General features: G+C 42.2%; 23 protein-coding genes and 1 pseudogene. 4 read left to right on the top strand and 20 right to left on the bottom strand.

Going from position 1 to position 21757, the window contains the following annotated elements:
* Position 1: 1 nt before the first annotated feature.
* From C1T29_RS14120 to C1T29_RS14170, 11 genes and pseudogenes are all read right to left on the bottom strand, one after another.
* Positions 2 to 1057, bottom strand: a complete 1056-nt coding sequence (locus C1T29_RS14120; protein WP_103749584.1) for a YqgU-like beta propeller domain-containing protein — start codon at positions 1055 to 1057, stop codon at positions 2 to 4.
* Positions 1058 to 1124: 67 nt separating this feature from the next.
* Positions 1125 to 2255 carry a M14 family metallopeptidase gene (locus tag C1T29_RS14125; RefSeq protein WP_095431694.1) on the bottom strand — a complete coding sequence of 377 codons (1131 nt, stop codon included), beginning with the start codon at positions 2253 to 2255 and terminating at the stop codon, positions 1125 to 1127.
* Between the two features lie 82 nt (positions 2256 to 2337).
* The gene (locus C1T29_RS14130; protein WP_103749583.1) at positions 2338 to 4254 is read right to left on the bottom strand and encodes an LTA synthase family protein; all 1917 of its coding nucleotides are present in this window, start codon (positions 4252 to 4254) and stop codon (positions 2338 to 2340) included.
* Positions 4255 to 4370: 116 nt separating this feature from the next.
* On the bottom strand, positions 4371 to 5336 hold the full coding sequence (glcK, locus tag C1T29_RS14135; RefSeq protein ID WP_014664607.1) for a glucose kinase GlcK: 966 nt from the start codon (positions 5334 to 5336) through the stop codon (positions 4371 to 4373).
* A 10-nt stretch (positions 5337 to 5346) separates the two neighbouring features.
* Positions 5347 to 5563, bottom strand: a pseudogene (locus C1T29_RS14140) (YqgQ family protein).
* Positions 5564 to 5674: 111 nt separating this feature from the next.
* The gene (gene yqgP / locus C1T29_RS14145) at positions 5675 to 7186 is read right to left on the bottom strand and encodes a rhomboid protease YqgP (RefSeq protein ID WP_103749582.1); all 1512 of its coding nucleotides are present in this window, start codon (positions 7184 to 7186) and stop codon (positions 5675 to 5677) included.
* Positions 7187 to 7275: 89 nt separating this feature from the next.
* Positions 7276 to 7449 carry a hypothetical protein gene (locus tag C1T29_RS14150; RefSeq protein ID WP_003230126.1) on the bottom strand — a complete coding sequence of 58 codons (174 nt, stop codon included), beginning with the start codon at positions 7447 to 7449 and terminating at the stop codon, positions 7276 to 7278.
* Positions 7450 to 7515: 66 nt separating this feature from the next.
* A complete protein-coding gene (locus C1T29_RS14155) occupies positions 7516 to 8079 on the bottom strand; it encodes a 5-formyltetrahydrofolate cyclo-ligase (RefSeq protein ID WP_103749581.1) in 564 nt (187 codons plus the stop codon).
* A gap of 84 nt (positions 8080 to 8163) precedes the next feature.
* Positions 8164 to 8313, bottom strand: coding sequence for a 50S ribosomal protein L33 (rpmG, locus tag C1T29_RS14160; RefSeq protein WP_003153056.1), 150 nt, complete (start codon positions 8311 to 8313; stop codon positions 8164 to 8166).
* Positions 8314 to 8396: 83 nt separating this feature from the next.
* The gene (locus C1T29_RS14165) at positions 8397 to 9476 is read right to left on the bottom strand and encodes a glycosyltransferase family 4 protein (protein WP_103749580.1); all 1080 of its coding nucleotides are present in this window, start codon (positions 9474 to 9476) and stop codon (positions 8397 to 8399) included.
* 5 nt (positions 9477 to 9481) lie between these two features.
* On the bottom strand, positions 9482 to 9943 hold the full coding sequence (locus C1T29_RS14170) for a hypothetical protein (RefSeq protein WP_103749579.1): 462 nt from the start codon (positions 9941 to 9943) through the stop codon (positions 9482 to 9484).
* 179 nt (positions 9944 to 10122) lie between these two features.
* Here C1T29_RS14170 and C1T29_RS14175 point away from each other — a divergent pair, with 179 nt between their 5' ends.
* A complete protein-coding gene (locus C1T29_RS14175; RefSeq protein ID WP_014477348.1) occupies positions 10123 to 10476 on the top strand; it encodes a hypothetical protein in 354 nt (117 codons plus the stop codon).
* Positions 10473 to 10937 (top strand): endolytic transglycosylase MltG, encoded by a 465-nt coding sequence (locus C1T29_RS14180; RefSeq protein ID WP_103749578.1) that lies wholly within the window; start codon positions 10473 to 10475, stop codon positions 10935 to 10937. The genes C1T29_RS14175 and C1T29_RS14180 overlap by 4 nt, the downstream gene beginning before the upstream one ends.
* A gap of 30 nt (positions 10938 to 10967) precedes the next feature.
* Here C1T29_RS14180 and pstB (C1T29_RS14185) read toward each other — a convergent pair whose 3' ends face one another.
* The 9 genes from pstB (C1T29_RS14185) to C1T29_RS14225 form a co-directional block, all read right to left on the bottom strand.
* Complete coding sequence (gene pstB, locus C1T29_RS14185; protein ID WP_040082619.1) at positions 10968 to 11750, bottom strand: phosphate ABC transporter ATP-binding protein PstB; 783 nt, start codon at positions 11748 to 11750, stop codon at positions 10968 to 10970.
* Positions 11751 to 11760: 10 nt separating this feature from the next.
* Positions 11761 to 12570 (bottom strand): phosphate ABC transporter ATP-binding protein PstB, encoded by an 810-nt coding sequence (gene pstB, locus C1T29_RS14190; protein WP_014664617.1) that lies wholly within the window; start codon positions 12568 to 12570, stop codon positions 11761 to 11763.
* Positions 12571 to 12590: 20 nt separating this feature from the next.
* Positions 12591 to 13475, bottom strand: a complete 885-nt coding sequence (gene pstA, locus C1T29_RS14195) for a phosphate ABC transporter permease PstA (protein ID WP_069839498.1) — start codon at positions 13473 to 13475, stop codon at positions 12591 to 12593.
* The gene (gene pstC, locus C1T29_RS14200) at positions 13475 to 14404 is read right to left on the bottom strand and encodes a phosphate ABC transporter permease subunit PstC (protein WP_014664619.1); all 930 of its coding nucleotides are present in this window, start codon (positions 14402 to 14404) and stop codon (positions 13475 to 13477) included. The genes pstA and pstC overlap by 1 nt, the downstream gene beginning before the upstream one ends.
* Positions 14405 to 14471: 67 nt before the next feature.
* On the bottom strand, positions 14472 to 15374 hold the full coding sequence (locus tag C1T29_RS14205; protein WP_103749577.1) for a phosphate ABC transporter substrate-binding protein: 903 nt from the start codon (positions 15372 to 15374) through the stop codon (positions 14472 to 14474).
* A 154-nt stretch (positions 15375 to 15528) separates the two neighbouring features.
* Entirely contained in the window at positions 15529 to 17679 is a 2151-nt protein-coding gene (gene pbpA / locus C1T29_RS14210) for a penicillin-binding protein 2A (RefSeq protein ID WP_014664621.1), read from the bottom strand.
* A gap of 113 nt (positions 17680 to 17792) precedes the next feature.
* Positions 17793 to 19085: an MFS transporter gene (locus tag C1T29_RS14215; RefSeq protein ID WP_103749576.1), complete on the bottom strand. Its 1293-nt coding sequence runs from the start codon at positions 19083 to 19085 to the stop codon at positions 17793 to 17795.
* Between the two features lie 106 nt (positions 19086 to 19191).
* Positions 19192 to 19800, bottom strand: coding sequence for a superoxide dismutase SodA (gene sodA, locus C1T29_RS14220; protein WP_069839500.1), 609 nt, complete (start codon positions 19798 to 19800; stop codon positions 19192 to 19194).
* A gap of 178 nt (positions 19801 to 19978) precedes the next feature.
* Entirely contained in the window at positions 19979 to 20461 is a 483-nt protein-coding gene (locus tag C1T29_RS14225) for a DUF456 domain-containing protein (protein ID WP_103749575.1), read from the bottom strand.
* A 109-nt stretch (positions 20462 to 20570) separates the two neighbouring features.
* Here C1T29_RS14225 and C1T29_RS14230 point away from each other — a divergent pair, with 109 nt between their 5' ends.
* Positions 20571 to 21332, top strand: a complete 762-nt coding sequence (locus C1T29_RS14230) for a DUF1189 domain-containing protein (RefSeq protein ID WP_103749574.1) — start codon at positions 20571 to 20573, stop codon at positions 21330 to 21332.
* Between the two features lie 94 nt (positions 21333 to 21426).
* A complete protein-coding gene (locus C1T29_RS14235; RefSeq protein WP_103749573.1) occupies positions 21427 to 21726 on the top strand; it encodes a LysM peptidoglycan-binding domain-containing protein in 300 nt (99 codons plus the stop codon).
* Positions 21727 to 21757 lie beyond the last annotated feature (31 nt).

The raw sequence follows: 21757 nt of genomic DNA on the forward strand, positions 1-21757 counted from the left end.
GTTACTCCATCTCCTTTTGATCAATAATGAGTTGCTTCGTTTTATGTGATTTCAATAAAATGATTTGCTCAAAATGAAAGCCGTATAACGCATATTTCCCGTTCGGAGATATTTGAATCGGCTCCATTTCCCGCAGAGAGACAAGGTCTTTTGTCTCACCCGATGCCACATTGATTGCAGCAAGCTTATAAGCATCACCGCTTTGTTTGAACGTATAAAACAGGCCTCCCGCTTCATCATAGTCATACTCCATTGGAGCAAAACTTGTATATTTCGTTTGGAGCGGCCATTTCACTGTAACAGGTGATTTTGTATGCGGCGTTTCAAACTGATACGTCCCTTTCTCTCCGGAAGCTGACTTCACAGTAAAACTCATTTGATGGAAAGAATCGAAGAACAGAACGTTATCCTCAAGCTTTTGCTCCGTCTTAGAGGCTGTATTAAACGTATATAAAGGCCCTGTTTTTTCGTCTCTTCCCTCTTTTACATAATCAAATGTATTTTTGGATGTCCAATGAATGAACGGAACCTGTACCGGACTTAAGAAAGACTCGTCTTTTTTAGCATTCACCTGATATGTATGGAAATCCCAGTTCTCACTGAATTCCGTCACCATTATTTGATAAGGATCATACTGATTCCAAGCAGCCTCCAGTTCATATATTTCGTAATCTTTTTCGTAAAGCGGCTCTCCTTCTGAATTAAGCAAAACCACTGCTGTCTTTTGGCTATGTGTGATTTGCAGCAGAATCATCTGCTCCCTCTCATTGATTTTAACATCAACGATTTGACCATCCGTTTGATAAAGCTTTTTCGCTTTGCCTGTAAAGATACGGTACGCGAAAAGCTCTGTTTTCGTCGGATTAGACGCAGTATATAAAATGGTGCTGTTATTCAGCCAGCCTTCCGCCCCGTCCGCTTTTTCCGCGGAAAGCGGTATGATATCTTTATCCTCATCTTTTGCCGCCGATGCCTGTTTTTGCTGCTGATGAGATGGTTCGCATGCCGATAAACTAAAGAGCAATGCCGACAGCAGAATGAAACAAACTGATCTCATCAGCCTTCCCCTCCGATCCTCTTTATTGTCTCATATTTGCTTCGGCAGAAAAAAGAAAAAGTTTTAGTTACTCATGAAAAAATAACGCTCTCCACAAGATGCCGTTTGTGGCGTTATATATATGTGAAAACTGCTGAAACGGCAAAGGATTTCGGCCTTTTCCAAGTTCCACCGTGTACCCTTCTTTAAAATAGTGGTGAATAAACCAATCGCGAAATCCCGCGTAACTGTCTATATCCCTTACTCCCTTATAAATGTTCCCGCTTACCTCCTCAAAATCCTTTATAACAGCGGCAGATTCTTCAGGCTCAAGGCCTTTATAGCCCCAATAAATTTCTTCCCCTTGAGTATGGAGAGCCATCAGTCTGTCAGGCGGATTCTCCGTTATCAGCCGGTACATCGCAATGGATTCCGGCTCTGTAAGCGGAGAGATTCCCGGAAAATCGCGGTAACTGGGTGCAGTCGGTTTTCGGTATTTTTCAATTTCCCATAACGAAGGGAATTGCTTATTTAAATCAACCCCGTTTATGTTCGCCTTCCATTCATTAAAATTCGGACGATGTTCATTTAGCCTTTCGAGCTCATCTCTTCTGGCTCCCATAACTTCTGATCCGTTTAAGACAAGATCAACGCCATCCGGATTGACAAGAGGAACGAGGGATAAGGATGTGCTGCTAAACAGCTGTATGGGAGAAAAGCCGAAGAAGGGCGAGTTGCGGCATAATGACATACAGTATTCCTTAAACCATTTTAGCAGGACAGACGTAGTAATCCACTCATTCGCATGAAATGATGCATTCATATGGACCTTTTTTACGGTATGCTCCCCACCAGCCTTCAGCTCCCAGATAGGCCTTCCGAGTACAGAACGGCCAATTTCCCTGCATGAGACAAACGGAAACACATCAATGATCTTCTTTATTTCCTCTTCAACAGCTGAATCATCGTAGATTTTCTCTTGCTCAATCCAGTTATCAGAAAAGTCCAGCTGCCGAGGCTGTAAAAAACGCTTTATGTCCTGTATGGTTTGAAGCTCTTTGCCACTATGCTCTTCTATCACATAACCAGGGCAATACAATTGGTGTTCCTGTGCGGTACAATTTGCACGTCTAAGCAATTCCTCGTCTATCTTCAGCTCTCTCGCCACTCTGGACAAATTGTTCTTGATCTCAGGCTTCACCGTAATAAACGCCATCATCATCCCCCTTTTTTGTTACTATATGACAGCGCATTTAAAAAAAGAAAGCCTCCCGCTCACTTTGATGCGGGAGACATTGTAATTACGATGCTTGATCAAGCATTTGTTTTTCTTTCCGTTTTGACGAATTGTCCAGCCTTTTCTGATCATAAAATCGCAACAAATCTCCATAAATGATTTCATCAGAAAGTGATAGCTCTTGTTTCGCTTTATCAGCAAATGCTTCGCATTGTTGTGTCTCTTCTAACGGTTTTCCCGTCTCTTTGTCATAACACGCACCGTCTGTATATACAACCTGATCCGTGATAAAGCTCCCGTCCCGTAGCACCGTAAAGTCCAGTTTTTCGTCCGAAAGCAGATCGTTGCCAAATTGAATTTGATCTTTCGTATCAATTCCTAAAAGATTCATCAGCGTCGGCCTGATATCAATCTGCCCGCCTACTGTTTCAATGGTTTGCGGCTTTTTATCGGTAATACCCGGAATATGAATGACAAGCGGCACTTTTTGGAGCTGCACCTCTTCAAATGGGGTTATTTCTTTTCCTAAAAACTGCCCCATCGCTTCATTATGGTTTTCCGATATACCATAATGGTCACCGTATAATACAATAACAGAGTTGTCGTATAACCCGTCTTCCTTCAGCTTTTCGATAAACCGTTTCAGCGCCTCATCCTGATATCGCACTGTCGGAAAATACTTATTTAGCGTCTGGCTGCTTGAATCATATTCATCAATCAATTGATCCCCTTCACCAAGATCAAATGGGAAGTGGTTCGTCAGTGTGATCAGCCTCGAGTAAAACGGTTGAGGCAGATTTTTCATCAGCTCTGAAGACTGCTCAAAAAATTCTTTATCCTTAAGTCCCCAGCCGACTGAATTTTCGTCAGTTACATCATACGAGTTAATATCAAAAAACGAATCATATCCAAATGAGTCGTACATTAAATCCCGATTCCAAAAGCTTTTATTATTAGCGTGAAGCACCGCTGAATAGTATCCGCTGTTTTTCAAAATTTCAGGAGCGGCCATATATTGATTGCCCGCATTCGTAAAAAACACGGCACCTCGTCCGAGCGGATACAGTGAATTGTCCACGATAAATTCAGAATCCGAGGTTTTCCCCTGGCCTGTTTGGTGGTAAACATTATTAAAGTTGTAGCTCTGTTTTATAAAGTCATTCAGAAAAGGCGTGATTTCTTCTCCATTCACTTTTTCATTAATCACGAAGCTTTGCGTCGACTCTAAGGATACGAGAATGACGTTCCTTCCTTTTGCAGCGCCGAATAAGCTTTTGTTGGCGTCTTTCGCATTAGCGGTTACGTAGTTTTCAATTTCCGTCAGGCTGTTGCTATCTGCCAACGCTCTCTGTGCGGATTGCTTTGACTGAAGAACACCGTCGTAAATATGAAAATTAAACAGACTAATGTTTTTAACGAGCATTTCTCTGTCAAATGAGCGTGTCAATAGCTGAGGTCTTTCCGCCTCAGACAAGCCCAGATTGAAGAAATAAACAGAAGCAACGAACAAAAAATAAGCCGCCCGTTCATTTTTCGTAGAGGGAATGTCCGATTGAAAAGCTTTTTGCCGGATGTGAAGCCATATTAAAACCACAATATCTACACCCAATAGGAGGTCTGTCGGTTCAAGAAGTGTTCCGATGCTGCTTCCGAGATCACCCATATTGCTCGTTTGAAAAAGAACAGGGATTGTTAAGAAATCATTGTAAAAACGGTAAAAAACCATATTAGCCAGCAATACAAACGTGACTAGACAGCTCATCGCGATAATGTAGCGATTTCTGTTTTTGCCTTTTAAAAACAGGCTGAGGCCAAAAATAAGCAACAAAAAACTCAATGGGTTGATAAACAGAATAAATTCCTGTGTTAGATTGTCGATTTTAATATGAAAACTGGTTTTGTAAACAGCATACGTTTTCAGCCACATCAATAAAATGGCAATCAGCATAAATGAAATCTTCGAAAAAAACGTTTTTCGCATTTCAACCTCCTATGCAGCACGCTCAAAAAAATCAGTCAATTCCCAACATTCTCATTAACACATCAAATTAAATCTTAACCTGAGCACAACAAAAAATCAATTTCATTTACACAATTTTAACAATTTTGGTGTTTTAGCCATTCGTTTTTAGCGATCCAAGCGCCTCCAATAACGCCGGCATCATTTCCAAGTGCTGCGATTGAAATATCAGCAGCTTGGGCTGCCCGCGGAAACGCGCATTTGCGGAATGTCTTCTCGACTTTTGATCTCAGCAGCTCTCCGGCTCTCGATACGCCGCCGCCAAGAACGATTTTTGACGGATTAAGCGAGCTTGCCAAATTTCCGAGCACCAAACCAAGGTGCTTGGCTACATAATCAACCACCTCAAGGGCAATTTCGTCATTTTCACCAGCCGCTTCAAACACATCCCGCGCTGACAATTGTTCAGTTGCTTTTAAACGTGTCGTCTGCTTAGCATTCGCTATTTTTTCTTTTGCAATTCTTACAATTCCTGTTGCCGATGCAATGGTTTCGATACAGCCTGTTTTGCCGCAGTTGCAAGGCGCTCCGCCTTCAGGGATGCTGCAAATATGGCCGATTTCTCCGCCAGCGCCATTTATGCCATGTACAATTTCACCATTTGCAATGATGCCGCCGCCAACTCCTGTGCCAAGCGTCACGAGAATGACGTCCTTCGCGCCATCACCCGCTCCCTTCCACATTTCCCCGAGCGCAGCAATATTCGCGTCATTTTCTATCACTGCTGGGATGCCGGTCTCTGTCTCCAAATGGTTTTTTAAAGCGTAATTTTTCCATCCTAGATTTACTGTTTCATAAACAACTCCTGCCGCCATATCTACAGGACCTGGTGCGCCCATTCCGATGTATTTGATGAGGTGCTTCGGTTTTTGCAGCTCATCCAGCTTGCTGTCGATTGTTTTTGCAATTGTAACGGTAATGGTGTCGCCGGTTTTATCAGTCGGGACTTCCCATTTATGCTGAATTTCACCATATTGATTAATAAATGCGAGTTTAATCGTCGTTCCTCCCAGGTCAATGCCCGCAAACCAAATCTCATCCATGTTTATCACCTTAGCCTTTATAAAAATCTCTTAACGTTTTTTGTTTGTTCCAATTCTTTTCGAAGGACAGCTGCCGCTCTGGCCCACTGCTCCTTTTCAATCATGTGGTTCATGTATAATTCCTTTAATTCATCTAACATAAACTCAATTTCAAGCTCTCTGTCTCCAAAATAAACAATGTGGCCAAACGTTTTTAACAGCTGCTGCACATCATAAAATGTATTCATTTTTCCTCACCATTTCTTGATCTTAACTTATCATAAGCGTATTCATATGGAAGCGGTCCGTCAAGAAGAAAACGCTGACAAAAAAGCCTGCCCCCTTACCCTATTCCACCTTTATGATTCTTTATTGTTTTTAATTTGCTGCTGGAGCTCTTTGTAGCGCTTCTCCTTCGGCTTCAGTTTTACAGCCGTCCGGATGGCCTTTTCTGCTTGGTCAAGCTCATTTTTTTCTGCATACAATACGGCTAAATAGTAATATGAGGCGTGCTCGTTAGGTTCTTTTTTCACTGCTCGTTCCAAAAGGGAAACCGCCTGATCATATTCACCGAGTTGAATATCAGAAACCGCCAGGATTTTCAACAGATCGGCAGAGGCATCTTTTTGCTCTGCTTCTCCGTTTAGCAATTCCGTTACTTCTTCATACTTTCCTTCCTGATAAAGCTCGCTTGCCTGCTGAATCAGCGCTGACTCTTGGTAGGAAGGCGAATGCAGTCCGTAATATAAAAATCCAGCCGCCAAAGCAATCAGTAAAACCGCTGACAACAATCTTTTTCCAAAGGCTCCGGCTTTGGGAAGCCCCAGTGCTGCAGCGGCGAAAAAGCCGCCAATCAAGCCGCCAATATGTCCCGAATTATCAATATTCGAAACCGCAAAACCAAAGCCAAGATTGATGATAATAATGACAATAATATTGGTTCCTATGGTTCTCAAAAATATTTTTCGATTCGACAAAGCTACATACAGCAGTGCACCTAAGCATCCGAATATGGCTCCTGATGCGCCTGCTGAGGGATACGGGCTGAACACAAAGCTCGCAATCGAACCCGTAATGCCAGCCGCCAGATAAATCAGCAGAAACCTGCCCGATCCATACATGCGCTCAACCGCTGTACCAACCGACCATAAAGCCAGCGTATTAAAAGCTAAATGCGCTATGCCAATGTGAAGCACGATCGGTGTCAGAAGACGCCACCATTCTCCTTGTGCAATCAGGCTGTTTTCCTTTGCTCCAAAAGCGACCAGCGTCTCCGTATTTGTGCTGCCCCCGTTTATTTCGAGCACGAAAAACATTAGGACCTGAAGCGCAATAAATAAATATGTAAAAATGGGTTTTCCGTTTTGAAAAACCGCCGCTTCAGTTTTTCTCTGTTCTTCTTGTTTCAGCACTAACGAAAGGAAGTGTTCCCTTGCCATTTGCGTGTCTTCAAACGAAACGTGTTCTTCTGTACGAAATGATGGAAAAACCGCTTGAAGATCATCTCGAAGCATCGATCCTCTAACGATCACAGGCTCAACTGACACAGTTCCCTTCTCAAAAGGTCGTTTGGAAATTTCTTGCCAGTCATCAACAGGGGCTTCAGTTGAAAAAAATACATTCAGCAGCTTCATCCTTCGTCTGCCCAATTGATTTCTGACTCTTTCTACTCGTTCGGCCTGCTCTTCGATGTCTCTAACCATTTCTTGACGGAAATCAAGATCGTGCTTATAAAGACGAACTAGATCATAAGGGGACTTGTCCGGCGCTTCCAGCCATATTTCATCTGGCTCGCCGGCTTGTATGACGCCATACCCGCTTTTCACCAGGTGCGTTGCCAATTTCCAATATGTATACTCCAGCAAAAACATATTTACCGCTCCAATAGTTTTTTTTCATTATAACAGCTGGCGTTCCGAAACGCCTACTGAAAGCAAAAAATCCCGTTTTTCACGGGATTTTAGAAAGCTTGCTGTATAAACTTATTGCGGATAAACGGAATTCTTAAAAACAAATGGATAAAAGACCGCCTGATTCCTGGCTGGCTGAGTACAGTATTCATAAGACGGTAGCGATTTTGATAAAACATGACGGCTGAAACAGCAAAAATGGCATAAATCAAAAGTTTTTTCATGATATCCCTCCTGCCAATAGGGTTTGTTATTCTACCTGATTTATTCTCGAAAAAGAGGCAGGAAAGTTATGAATAACAAGAAATGATGCGATCCTCTGTTATCAGCTTATGTACCGGCATGTCATGCGGCAGACGGGGTACGTGCGCAAACAGCTGACACTCGAAAAGCAGAGAGACTGACTTTCCTTGATATTTACTTAAAAAACGATCATAATAGCCGCCTCCAAATCCGATCCTAAACCCGTTAACATCAAAACAAACACCTGGAACGATCACCAAGTCAATTTGTGATGGGTTTACTTCTTTTGTTTTTTCAATTATCGGCTCAAGGAGTCCGGCGTAAACGGTTTCGAGCTGATCATCAGTCTGATATGCGCGAAATTGCATTTTCTTCGTGTCCGGATGGCATTTGGGGATGCAAACTTGCTTTCCTTCCTCCCAAGCCTGCTCAATGACAGGACGCGTCGGTATCTCTAGTCCTCTGGAAATGGTGACGGCAATGGTGCTGGCATTTTGCCAGTCCGGCAGAGAAAACAAATACTTATATATACGGTCCGTTTTTTGAAGCAGATCTTCATTTGGTAAAGCAGACAGTGCCGCCATCGTCTGTTTTCTTAATTGTGATTTCATCTCTCATCCCCCTCGGAATAGAAAAAAAGCCAGAACCTTTTTCAAAGCTCTGGCTTTTTTCTTACACCTCAAACAGCAAAGCTGTTATTTTGTTTCACGGTGTAACGTAGATTTTTTATCACGTGGGCAATATTTTTTAAATTCAACGCGGTCTGGATTGTTGCGTTTGTTCTTTTTAGAAATATAGTTACGCTCACCACATTCAGTGCAAGCCAAAGTAATATTAACGCGCATTATTTTCCCTCCAAACTAAAATCATTTACTTATTCAGACTTATATATAATACCACTATAATGGACGGAATGCTAGGCTGTTTTTCAATGAATTGCTGAATTATTGATGATACGCTCATAAAGCTGCACATATGATGACGTAATGAGTCGGGGGTGGTGGAGCTTAAACACTTGTTGTCTGCCAGCTTCTTTTATCCGGCGGGCTCTTTCCCGGTCTTTTAAAAAACGGTCCAGCAGATCAGCCGCTTCCTGTACGAGCGTAAAATCAGCGATGATTGCCGTTTTGTCATGAACGGCATAATCACAAAAACCACCCGACTGAGAAACGACAGTCAGCACACCTTGTTCCATGCTTTCCTGTGCGGCAAGCCCAAACGGTTCATAAGAACTAGGGAAAACAGCCATTTCACAGTGAGACAGTAACATTCTAATGTCTTTCCTATTCAGAAACGGCAGGAACATGACTCGATCCTTTAGGTTCAATGCCGCAGCCAATTTCTCATAGGAGGACAGAGACGGACCTTCCCCAGCCAGCACTAGATAGAGGTCAGGCTGCCGCTTCTTCAAGATGGCAAACACCTTTAACAGCTGAGAAAATCCTTTTTCCGGAACGAACCTTCCATATGAAAAGAGGAATCTTCTATTTATGCTTCTTGGGATTTTCCCCTTCTCTTCCTCCATAGATGCAGGGCTCGGAATAACGGTTGTTTTTTTATATGCTACCTTATGAAGAGACCGCTTCATAAATGTGCTTAATACGATCAAAGCATCGGCAGACTCTATAAGGAGCTGTTCGGTCTTGAGCCTGTATGGGTGTGGGACTTCTCGGCACACCTTCTTCCTTTCGCTTTCAAGACCGTGGATTGTCGCAGCAAGCGGAAGGCCAAGCCGTTGTTTCAAATACTGGGCGGCAGGGACTGTTGTGTCATCATGAGCATGAATCAGATCAAAGCGTTCATTGCCGGATAACACCTGGCGAACCATTGTAAAGTTAGCATCGGCTATGTAATCTTCAAACTTCGCATATGAAGACAACTGCCTGCTCGGCGTACAAACCGTCATGTTGATATGAGGATTTAAATAGGAAATGAGACGGTTTAAATGGACACCGAGCCCGCTTTTCGGGTCATCGGGATGTTCGAGTGAAAGCATGAGAATGTTCATCGTTCTTATTCCCCTTCTCCATAACAGGTGTATGCAGAAAATTGCGCCTCCCACCTGGTGTGTGCCTCCTCAATCTGAAAGCTGTTTATATGACGGATCCCATTTTCATCAAGATAGATGTCGTCTGTGCAGGCAAGCTTGAGAGAGACATTCATGGAGTTAACCATTCTGTATTCAGCCTGATATACAGCATCACCAGCCGCCTGTCCAATCGCCCATTCCCCTTTATCATACGGTGTACGTTTAGTCCTGACAGCTTCGATATCTTTTCTTTTGATGACAATGCGCAATTCTTTTACCATATCCTGCGTTTTTTCGAAAAGGACCGCTTCAGCCAGCCGCATTGTTTCTTCTGAGATTTCCCAGCATACGGTCAAGGTGTGAGCGTTTTGAATGTTCATGTCGAATGTGTCCCTAAAAAAAGAAAGCTTATGTCGTATATTATAGGGAAATGGGTGTTTATCCATGGACTCCTAACATTCTCCTTTCCTATCGTTCACTTAGTGATCCTATTAAACCATTACATAGAGAAGAAGCAAAGAAAGATTTCTCGACAAAATCTCGTTTTTTTCGCGAATTCCTTTAGAAACTATTGGTTTTATGGTATAAAAAAGAAGGATAAAAAAAGAATAGAAGGTGATGAAACGTGGAAATTGCTATTATTGCGTTGTTTATCGTCAGTATAGCGCTAATTGCATTCTCATATTCTCAAAGAGACCCGATGAAAGATGTAGAACAAGAGCTCGAAACTCTGCAGCTTTCTGCGATGCAGGAAATTTACAAGCTCAAAAAGAAAATGACCGTGCTTGAGGAAGAATTACTGGAAACAAACCTTGTCATCCGCAAATCAAAGCAGAGCGACATCAATCAAAAAATCGCTAAACAAATACTTTCTAAATATAATAACGGCATGTCCGCTGAAGCGATTGCTAAAGCTGAGCATGTATCAGTGGAAGACGTAAATACGATTATCAAAGATAACGAGAAGGTGCTCGTATGACAAAACGAGGCATTCAGGCATTTGCTGGCGGCATCATTTTAGCTACAGCCGTTCTTGCAGCTGTTTTTTATCTGACTGACGAAGACCAGGCCGCTGCTGTAAAAGAAAATAAAACAGTAACCGAACAAGACGTGAACAATTACCTTGATTCTAAAAAAATGGTTTCTGTGAATCGCGATGAATATCAAAAACTTCTCGATTCAAAAGAGAAATCCTTGACCAATAACAGCGGATCAGACACGAAAACAAACAAGGTCAAAACGTACAAACTGAAAATTAAAGACGGCATGAGCACTGCAGATGTATCTGCTCTTCTTGAAAAAGAAGGCATTATCTCCTCGGCTCAAGACTTTAACGACTATGTCATTGATGCCGGCTATCACAAAGAAATCCGTGCCGGCGAGTTTAAAGTAAAATCAGATATGAGCTTTAAAAAGCTCGTAAAAACGTTAACACGATAAAAAACAGGCTGAAGACTCAGCCTGTTTTTTTCAACCAAACTTTCCTGTAATGTAATCGAGGGTTCTTTGGTCCTGTGGGTTAGAGAACATTTTATTCGTATTGTCGCATTCAACAAGCTCGCCCATATAGAAAAAGGCGGTTTGATCAGAAACCCTTGCTGCCTGCTGCATGTTATGCGTGACAATGACAATCGTATATTTATTTTTCAGCTCAAGAATGAGTTCTTCAATTTTTCTTGTTGAGATTGGATCTAGTGCAGATGTCGGTTCATCCATCAGCAAAATATCTGGATTAGTCGCAAGTGCCCTGGCGATACAAAGACGCTGCTGCTGGCCGCCTGACAAGGAAAGAGCGGACGTATGCAATCGATCCTTCACCTCATCCCATAGCGCCACGTCTTTCAATGATTTTTCCACAATTTCTTGAAGCTTCTTTTTATTTTTGGTGCCGTGGACTCTCGGTCCGTATGCTACATTATCAAAAATAGATTGGGGAAACGGGTTCCCTTTTTGGAATACCATACCGATATTTTTTCGCAAATCCACGATATCCACTTTATCCTTTAAAATGTTGCTGCCATTATAGTTCAGCTCACCTGCAAGCTTTACATTCGGCGTCATTTGAATCATTAAATTCAATGTTTTGATAAAGGTCGATTTCCCGCATCCCGATGGCCCAATGATCGCCGTGACCTCGTTTTCATGTATGCTCAAATTGATATTTTTTAAGGCATGATGCTGTCCATACCATAAGTTCATTCCATTGACTTGATAGACTTCCTGTTTCATTACAGCTTCGGTAGCAATACTCATTGCCGCCCTCCTATCCGAATTTCCCGTTAATATAATCCTCTGTCTTTTGCTGTTTCGGACTCGTGAAGATCTGTTCAGTCTGTCCGTATTCTACAAGCTCGCCGTTTAAAAAGAATGCCGTCCGATCAGAAACCCGCAGAGCCTGCTGCATATTGTGTGTGACTATAATAATCGAGTATTCTCTTTTCAATTCTGTTATTAATTCCTCTATTTTTGCATTTGAAATCGGATCAAGCGCTGAAGCTGGTTCATCAAGCAGAAGAACAGCCGGCTTCATCGCAAGCGTTCTCGCAATGCACAAACGCTGCTGCTGGCCGCCGGATAACGAGAGTGCGGATGAATGTAAACGATCCTTCACCTCATCCCAGAGCGCTGCTTTTGTTAAACTCTCTTCCACAATTTGATCTAAGGCTGCTTTATTACGCTCTCCGGCATATTTCAATGCATGTGTGATATTTGCATAGATCGATTTCGGAAAAGGATTTGGTTTTTGAAAAACCATTCCGATTTCTCTTCTCAAGCTGACGACGTTAATATTGCCGCCCAATATATTTAATCCTTCATAAAGGATTTCACCTTCAGCTCTTGCAGAAGGAATTAAATCATTCATTCGGTTAATATTTCTCAAAAAAGTAGATTTTCCGCATCCCGACGGCCCAATTAAAGCAGTCACCGCATTCTTTTCAATATCCATGTTCACATGATGAACCGCTTGTTTATTTCCGTAAAAAATAGACAGGTCTTTGACCTCGAGCACGTGGTTCTGCTTCGGAACAATAACAGCTCGCTCAGGTTTTTCTTTTACCATTTGTTCAGACATGTTTTTCGCCTCTTTCCGTACTAATTTGCCGTAAGCTTTTTGTAGATTATCGTGCCAAGCCATCTCGCTGCGAGATTAAACACAAGAACAGAAATCACCAGCACAGCAGAACCTCCGTTGGCAATCGCTTCAGCATCCGGAATCATTCCTTGTGTATTTACGTTCCAAATGTGGACCGCAAGTGTTTCAGCGGGCCTGAAAATATTAAGCGGCGATGTTTCCGAAAACGGATTCCACTCCGTAAAATTAAGACGCGGTGTTGTCAGGCCGGCTGTAAATAATAATGCTGCCGCTTCTCCGAACACTCTTCCTGACGCTAAAATGGCTCCAGTAATGATAGAAGGGATCGCACTTGGAATTAAAACGGTTTTTACGGTATGCCAGCGTGATACCCCTAAAGCGAGAGAGGCTTCCTTCAGATCCTTTGGGACTGAACGAATCGCGTCTTCTGTCACACGCACCATGACGGGAAGGTTAAAAACAGTTAACGCAAGCGCCCCGCCTATGATCGTATATCCCCAGCCTGTTAAATTGACAAACATCAATAATCCAAACATCCCAATGACAATAGACGGGAGAGATGAAAGCACCTCGATACATGTTCTGATGAAATCAGTCACTTTATTATTAGGCGCATACTCAGCCATGAACACTCCGCCTCCCACACCGAGCGGGATTGTAATCAGCATCGTAATCAATAAAATATAAAAGGAGTTAAACAGCTGGTCGCGTATGCCTCCTCCGGCTGCAATGGCGCTCGATTTTGTCGTAATAAAATGAAAGCTGAGCTGAGAAACACCGTTTATAATAATATAGGAAAACAAACCTACTAAAATGGCAGCGATAATGGCTGCACACAAACCAAACATTCCGGTCGCCAGTTTATCTGTTATTTTGCGGTTCATTACACTTTCCTCCTAGATGACAAGTAGCGAATAAGCAGGATGAACAAGAATGACATCGCCAGAAGCACAAGCCCCATTGACCACAGCGTATTGTTTTCAACACTTCCGTATGTGGTGTGGCCCATATTCAGCGTGATGATCGTTGTCAGCGTTCCCGCAGTGTCAAACAGGCTTTCCGGCAATACTCTTGTATTTCCAATGACCATCTGAACAGCCAAAGCTTCACCGAACGCCCGAGCCATGCCTAACACAACAGCCGTCATTAATGTTGGAAAAGCCGCAGGCACAAGTACTTTTCTGATCGTCTGCCATCTTGTCGCACCAAGCGCGTAAGAACCCTCTCGTAAACTCTTCGGAAGAGAAGCCATTGCGTCAGCAGAAATCGATGTGATCGTCGGCAGAATCATGACGGAAAGGACAATCGTTCCCGCCAATAAACTGTGCCCTGTTCCGCTCGATTTGAACTGGGCGATAAACGGCACCAATACTGTAAGACCTATGAATCCATAAACAACAGATGGAATGCCGACTAAAAGCTCAATCACAGGCTGCAGCACTTTTTTTCCCCAATTCGGGGCAATTTCTGTCATAAAAATCGCTCCTGCAATGCCAAGCGGAGCAGCGATCAGAGCAGAAAGAATCGTTACTGCAAACGAGCCAAAAATAAATGGCAGCACTCCGTATTTCGGATCACTATCTGTAGGATTCCAATTTAAGCTCGTTAAGAATTCAATTGGGCTTACACCATTTACAAGAAAAGATTGCAGCCCCTTAATGCCGAGGAAAATGGTGATCGCCACAGATGCCGCAATCATAATGAGCGCACATGCTGTCACCATCATTCTTCCACGAACTTCATCCAATTGCCGATTTTGCCTCGAGCTGATTAAACGCTCGCTCACAGACATATTTTCTCTATTGTTTATCATTTTTTACACTCCTATGAATGTGTTAAGAGGAGAAACGGTTGTCCCCGCACTCCTCTTTTTATTAAGATCAGCTTTGCTTCCCGTTGGCATCACGGGTCACTTTCATATCAGTAACCGGAATGTAGCCTTGGTCAGTAACAATGCTTTTTTGAATGTCTTCACTCTTTAGATAATCGAGAAACTCTTTAGCTAAACCTGTCGCTTCACCTTTTGTATAAGAATGCTGATAAGCCCAGATTGGATACTCGCCAGTTGCTACATTTTTCGCTTCAGGCTTAACTCCATCAATAGATAGCGCAGTTACTTTGTCATCTGTTAAATATGAGAATGCAAGATATCCAATCGCTCCCGGAGTATCAGCAATGATCTTTTTCACTGTGTTGGAGGAATCTTCAGTAATGCCTTCTGCAGGTTCTGCTCCATCAAGCGCATACTTCACAAATGTAGCACGTGTGCCAGAAGAATCAGGACGGTTTACAAGTGTAATCTTTTGGTCTTTGCCGCCAAGCTCTTTCCAGTTTTTGATTTTGCCAGTGAAGATTTTTTTCAATTCATCTTTTGAAATATCCTTCACACCAGCATTAGGGTTTACAGCTGCTGCCATACCAACTACTGCGACTTGATGATCGACAAGCGCTTTTGCATCGATGCCTTCTTTTTCTTCAGCAAAAACGTCTGAATTCCCGATCTGAACAGCTCCTTCTGAGACTTGAGAAAGCCCTGTTCCAGAACCGCCAGCTTGTACCTGTATATCAGCATCAGGGTTTTCTTCCATAAATTTTTCCGCGGCAGCAAGTACTAGCGGCTGCATAGCCGATGAACCAGAAATGGTTAAAGAACCTGATGCCTTTTCTTCTCCTTTTGCAGAATCGCTATTCGATTTTTTACTTTCTCCTGCATTTCCGCATGCAGCTGCAATCATCATAAAAGCAGCCATCAGAAGCATAAGCACCAATTTGTTTTTTTTCATTTCCTGAATTCCCCCTGCGTATAATGTGTAATTTGTCCTACACGTATAGAGTAAAGGTTCTATGTAAAAAGGGTTTGAATCGAATGTTAAGGTTTTGTAAATCAATGCGTTTTTTTGTATAAAAAAAACGCCCACATTATGTGAGCGTTTCTTTTTAGTTATCAGAAGACGTTGTGTTTTCTGCATTTTCTTCGATTTTGTTTTTATTCTTTTGTTGCGTATCTTCTTTGTCCTGCTTCGATTTCAGCTCAAAATATTTATCCATTACTTCCCTGCCGATTTCGTTTGTAATGGTATATTTAGCGCTGTAATCAATATAAGCCCAAGGGACTACTACAGAGATCGCAATCTCAGGATTATCAGCCGGTGCATAGGCAACAAGTGTCGTATTATAAGTCGCTGTTCCTGTTTTTGATTTATCAGGTCCATCATAGAACGATTGTGCTGTTCCTGTTTTACCGGCAGGCTGATAGGACGCTGAAGCAAATTGGCTGGCAGCTGTCCCTTTTGTCATCACCCGTCTGAATCCGGCCTGCACCTCTTTAATATATTCACTCTTCATGTCGATTTTATTCAGCACTTCCGGCTGAACGGATTGTACGACAGCACCGATCCCTCTTTTAGCATCAGGTTCTCTGACTTCCTTTACAAGCTGAGGCTTTAAGCGATATCCGCCGTTTGCAATCGTTGATACGTATTGCGCGAGTTCCAGCGGTGTATACGTGTCGTATTGGCCGATCGCATAGTCAAGCAAGAATCCCGTCAATCTGTCTGTTCCTTTATAGCCTGTCATTTCATTCGGAAGATCAATTCCAGTTTTGACACCTAATCCAAATTGACTGAAATAATTACGGAACGTATCAAAGGCCGTTGTATCAATCGGTAAAGCCTGGTGCGGTTTATATTCACCTTTTCCGAGCGCAATCGCAGTTTTAAACATAAATACGTTGGAAGACTGCTCTAAGGCTCTTTGAATATTGACCGGTCCTAAGTTAGTCCATGATTTTTTACCATTTTTATCCTGTCCGATATACAATGGTTCATCCTGAAAAACTGTATTTAGATTGATGGCTCCGGTTTGAAGGCCTGTCAAGACTGTTGCGCCTTTGACTGCTGAACCCATGGCGTAAGATGACGTCATTGTACCTAAAGCATAATCATCAATTTTATATTTTCCATTTTCTTGTTTAATCTGCTTGCCCGCCATTGAAAGCACTTCACCGTTTCTTGGGTCCATCATCACAACGAATGCCCGGTCTAACAATTGAGTGCTTGGTCTTGCTTTAGCAGATTTGAGGTTCTTCTCAATGATTTTTTCCACTTCTTTTTGCAAATCAATGTCAATCGTAAGTACGAGATCTTTACCGGCTTTGCCTTCAGATACCGTTTTTGTTCCCGTGACATTGCCGTTTGAATCTGTGATATTTTCGACTTTGGCTTTTTGGCCCTGCAGAAGGCTTTCGTATTGGTATTCCAAATAGCTTTTTCCGACCCTGTCATTACGGCTGTAGCCAAGCGACAGATAATGGTCGAGCAAGTTGGACGGCAATCCTTCATTAGAGCTGGAAACACTTCCGAGCACTGAGCGAAGAAGGTTTTTATACGGATATTCACGTTCCCAATCGGAGGTGACATCAACACCCGGCAGTTCGTCTAAATGTTCACTTACCACTGCCATTTCCTTCGCTGATACATCTTCGTTTTTGATATATTGAGGGGTCAATGCATAGCCCGAATCCATCTGTCTTTTGATAGCGAGGATCTGCATATCTTTATCCGTCAATTCATTCAGCTGCTTATCAGTAATCCGTTTTAGCTGAAGCTGGTATAAATCGTCATCGGATATTTTTTTGTCTTCAACCTGCTGTCTTTCTTTAGAGCTAATCAGCTTTTTTGCTTCTTTCGGTCTAGTCAAAATCCAATAATCTTTTTTATCCCGTTCTGTTACTTTTTTTGTATCGACTTTGATCATGTCAGACAGCTTTTTTGCGATCTTTAAGCGCTGTTCTTGCGTGGTCGATTTAGATCTTGTGTATGTGATTGCATTTAAAGCCTTGTTTGTCACAATGGCATTAAAGTTTCGATCATAAATTTTCCCGCGCGGCACCGCCGAGCTGACTTCACTTTGTTCCTGCTTATTCGCTTGATTTTTGTAATCATCGCCTTGCACGATTTGCTTGATGCCCAGTTCCACAATGATCCAGGTAAATATAACAAAAGCAGCTAAAAATAAAATATTCAGCCGGATCGGAAGCGACTTCTTTTTCTCTTTATGATTTTGTTTTTTTGGTTTATTTCTCCTCATAACATCACCTTTTTCTATTTACAGAAAGAAAAGACACTCAGTAAGAGTGCCAGTTTTCATTTTAAAGGTTTTTTCGACTTTTTTCTACAGATAACCCCTTTTTGGCAAAAAAATTATCTCTCGCCTTTTAAAAGGGTCGGTTCTGTTACCCGTTTTTGGCCGTCTTCTTCCATGGTTTCATTTTCCCCTTCCTTCTCCTTAAAACGGATATCCTTGACAAAGTAATAAATCAAAGGATGTCCTATACCTAATATCGCAAGTGACAAAGGAATTCCCACGTCCTCTTTCAGAAGGGCCACGATCAGGAGGAAGCATAAAATCGAAACAATTCTGCCGGCGTTCAAAAACATTTCCCTTAGCACGATATATTCAATTCTTGCTTTTCTGGCATGCCTCGCGCGCCCTATCACATCATATGTAAGTGATACATATGGCACAAGCAACAGAGGATAGCCGATGGCAATAAAAATGCCATACGTTAATAATGTCGAAAAGCTCATATGGAACAGAATCAAAAACAGCGCGCCATACAAAATAAGTCCGCCCAGCAAAATCGATTTTTTTCTGGCCTTTTTCTTAATCAGCCTGGATGCAAAGTAGTAGGCAAAGAAGGAAACAGCTGAATTGACAAGGCCGAATGTACCGAGGGCAAGTTCGCTGTTTGTCTCAATAAATACAAACACACTGATTAAAAAGACAAAAATCCCTTCTCTCAAACCCTGAAAAAAATGCGCATTCGTAATTCTCCGCCAATTCATATTGCTATGGCGCTCTCCAAATACTTTGCTCAGCATAAAACGGCCCTTAGATTCTCTCCGCTTTAAGAAAAAGCTCATCACGACAGCGAGGGCAAATAAGCTGAGGGAGAGACTGAAAATGACTGTATAACCCGTATTATTTTCAAGCCTTGAGATCACAAATCCCGCTACAATCGGGCCGATCATTCCTGCAGAGGAAGACAGAATGCCCATAAACCCGTTGAAAAAATCTCGCGTATCCGGCTCTGTTATTTCAAAGGTCAGCACGTTAAACGCTAGCCAATAAAAGCCATAGCCCACTCCGAGCACCGCTCCGATCAGCACGAGACGGCTGGCCGCCGTTTCTCCGGCTAAAAGCACACTTAAATAAAAGGCAGCTAAGAAAATGACGCCGAATCTTAAAATAAACACCCTGTCTATTTTTTTGGCTAACCGTCCAGCCAAATAAAAGGTTATCGGCTGCATTGTCACAACGGATAAATTATATATCGCCAAATCAATAAATTTCCCTGACTGCTTCCAAAGATACACATTAACAAATGTATTGGACAGTGCAATTCCCAGCGAGTAAAGCCCGCCAATGGTCAGCAGAAAGAGTAACCCTTTGTTTACGTCTACATCGCCTATCACTTTTTTTAGTTTGCTCATTACTGACTCCCCTTTACTATCCCTTAGTCTGTCTCACTCAAACCGAGATATGTAAAAAGAAGACATAAAAAAACAAGGTCCTTTATTGAGGACCTTGTTTGTGTCATTATTTTGCTTCGCTGTATAGACGAGCCACTTCATCCCAGTTTACAACTTTCCAGAAAGCTGAAATGTAATCAGGACGGCGGTTTTGATAGTTAAGGTAGTAAGCATGCTCCCAAACGTCAAGACCCAAGATAGGCGTTTTGCCTTCTGAAAGGGGAGAATCTTGGTTTGGCGTGCTTGTGATTTCAAGTTTGCCGTTGTTCACAACAAGCCATGCCCAGCCAGAACCAAAGCGTCCAGCCGCTGCAGCTGCGAATTGCTCTTTGAATTTGTCAAAGCTTCCAAATACACTGTTGATCTCTTCAGCAAGCGCGCCAGTCGGTTCGCCTCCGCCGTTTGGAGATAAAAGTGTCCAGAATAATTTGTGGTTCGCATGTCCGCCGCCGTTATTGCGGACTGCAGTGCGGATGTTTTCAGGAACAGAATCAAGATCTGCAACAAGCTCTTCAACTGATTTGTTTGCAAGAGCAGTGTTTCCTTCAACCGCTTTGTTTAAATTTGTAACGTATGTGTTGTGGTGTTTCGTATGGTGAATAGTCATAGTTTCCTTGTCGATATGCGGTTCTAAAGCATCGTACGCATATGGTAATTCTGGAAGTTCGTAAGCCATGATAATTCCTCCTTAATATATATGTACTGAAATGCCGCTTCACAGCGAGCCTTTCTTCATTCAATGTAACAAAAGAATGCATTGTAATCAATGAAAAAGCTCACAATTTGGCTCATTTCAGCGGACATATTTCACTTTAACCGATATTCAGCCCCATTAAACCTGTCCCCAGCATTTCTTATAGGACCGTCCATAAAAAATATCCGATCATTAAAAGCTGTATAATGCCCTTTGCAATGACCCCTGTTAAAAAACCAATGAGTGAACCGAGGCCAATTTTAAACGCTGACTTTAAGTCCTTCTGATGGACGATAAGTTCTGCACAAACAGCACCGATAAACGGACCCAATATGATCCCTGCAACCGGAATGACAAAAGGTCCGATTAATAAACCGATCGTGCTTCCCCATATGGCGGCCTTGCTTCCTCCGAACCTTTTCACTCCAAGCAGATTAGATACGTAATCTGCCGCGAATAATACTGCAGCAAAAACTGCCTCAACGAGCCAGAACATATAGGAATACGGACTGAATGAAAATAAAAATCCGTATAATATGAATCCGGCAACAATAAATACTACACTCGGAATAACAGGATACACCAGCCCGATAAAGGCGATGATAAAAACCGCTGCAATTAACAGCCAATACAACATTTCCATAGCTTCCATCCTCCCATTTTACTCTGTCTTCTTCATGTCTTCCTTGTATTCACACGCATGCAACGATACAATAAGCAACATATATTAGTTTAGCTAGGAAGTGAAGATAGTGAATGTGTTTCAGCTTTTCATTAAAAGTACATACTCTCCCCGTGATATTGCAAAAACAAGATTTCAAGGAATCGGTAAAGCGATTCTTTATGTATTTTTGCTCTCTGTCCTGTTTGCAATCCCTACCGCTTATTATGTAAGTACAGGGACCGTAAAATCAATGAATGGCTTTAAAACTGTTTTAAACAAAGATTTCCCTGATTTCACAATTTCAAACGGCAAACTTCAAACGGATGAGAAAAAAGCCACGGAATCTCAGGCAAATGGTTTCGTTATCGTGTTCGATCCAACAGACTCCTATGGCACTGAACAAATTGAAGCAAAGCAAAACGCAATCGGCATCCTTCAGAACAAATTTGTTTTGGCCATTGACGGACAAGCCCAAGAAATGCCTTACTCAATGATGCCGTCAGAGTTACAGAAAAAAGATATCATTGCAGGTTTAAACCAAAATAAAGCGATGATCGTAACTGTTCTCTCAGCACTTATTTTTCTCGTAACTGCAGCGGGGAAATTTATTGAAGTGTCATTCTTAGCGCTTATCGGGTTAATCATTAAGAATTCGCAGAAAAAACATCTATCCTATCATCAGCTCTGGAAGCTTTCTGCTTATTCCATCACCCTTTCGACTGTATTCTTTACAATCATGCGGGCATTAGAAGCAACCGTTCCAAGTGAATTTTTACTTAACTGGTTTGTCAACTTTGTCATCCTGTTTCTCGTTTTAAAAGAGATTCCATCCAAAAAAGCTCCTGTATAAACCGAGACTGCATTCGCAGTCTCTTTTCTTTTGTCATGATTCTAAATGGACAAGCATACTATGGTATAAAATTTCGTATGCGGGAGGAAAAGCGATGAAGCGTCTCACCTTAGTATGCAGTATTGTTTTTATTCTTTTTATTCTTTTTTATGACCTTAAAATTGGAACGATACCCATTCAGGACCTCCCTGTCTATGAAGCATCAGCAAAAACTGTTTCACAAGAACCAGCATATAAAACGGTGAAGGTAAAGCCGGGTGAAACGGTTATGTCGATAGTCGGATCAGCAGGTTCCCCAGATGACATTGTAAAGGATTTTGAAGCACTGAATCCGAATGTGAAAGCCAACGCCATTCAAGCCGGAACAGCGTACAAATTCCCGGTCTACCCTTAATTTAACGTTAATTTCTTGTCAGTTCGGCGAA

This window comes from Bacillus sp. MBGLi79, assembly GCF_002953915.1.